We start from the raw sequence: 1,047 nt of genomic DNA on the forward strand, positions 1-1,047 counted from the left end.
GAGGAGGAGGCCAACGCGGCGCGGGACGTCATTTTGTCCAATCGGGTCAACTACTGGACCGGTGAGCACTGTCGCCTGTTCGAGCAGGAGTTTGCGGCGTGGGCGGGATGTGCTCATGCGGTGGCTTTGGCGAACGGGACGGTGGCCCTCGATGTCGCCCTCAAGGTTCTGGCGATTGGCCCGGGTGATGAAGTCATCGTGACGCCGCGGACTTTCCTGGCCTCCGCGTCTTCAATCGTCAATGCGGGGGCGATTCCGGTCTTTGCCGATGTCGATCCGGATTCACAAAACATCACGGCAGAAACCCTTCGGCAAGTTCTGACGCCGCGAACGCGCGGCATCATCTGCGTCCATCTCGCCGGCTGGCCGTGCGACATGGACCCCATCATGGCATTGGCCAACGCGCATGGACTGAAAGTGATCGAGGATTGCGCGCAGGCGCATGGCGCCCGCTACAAAGGGCGGCCGGTCGGCGGCCTGGGCCATATCGGTGCCTGGTCCTTCTGCCAGGACAAGATCATGACGACGGGCGGCGAGGGTGGCATGGTGACGACCAACGATCCGAACCTCTGGTCGGCGATGTGGTCGTTCAAAGATCATGGCAAGAGTTGGGATGCCGTCTATCAACGTGAACACCCGCCTGGTTTCCGTTGGCTACATGAAAGCTTTGGTACCAACTGGCGGATGATCGAGGTGCAGGCCGCTATCGGGCGCATCCAGCTAGCGCGCATGGCAGACTGGCACCGCGCCCGCCTGGACAATGCCCACCGTATCTGGGCGACAGCGCAGCAGATTGGCGCCTTGCGGGTTCCACTGCCGGATGCTCAGATTGCGCATGCCGCATACAAATGCTACGTGTTCGTACGCCCGGAACACCTGCGTGTGGATTGGGGACGGGATCGGATCATCGAGGCCATCAATGCCGAGGGCGTTCCCTGCTACGCCGGGTCGTGCTCGGAGATTTACTTGGAAAAAGCCTTCGATGGTACCGGTTGGCGTCCGGAAGAACGCTTGCCCGTCGCCCGCGAACTTGGCGAAAATAGCCTG

At 61.7% G+C, this 1,047-nt stretch carries 1 protein-coding gene; it reads left to right on the forward strand.

Annotated features, from left to right (window positions below; all coding sequences use genetic code 11):
* Positions 1–1,047: DegT/DnrJ/EryC1/StrS aminotransferase family protein (locus JNK74_28130; GenBank protein ID MBL7650058.1), on the forward strand; the 1,047-nt coding region annotated here is incomplete at both ends.

The sequence above is a fragment of the Candidatus Hydrogenedentota bacterium genome (genome assembly GCA_016791475.1).
Taxonomy (GTDB): Bacteria; Hydrogenedentota; Hydrogenedentia; order Hydrogenedentales; family JAEUWI01; genus JAEUWI01.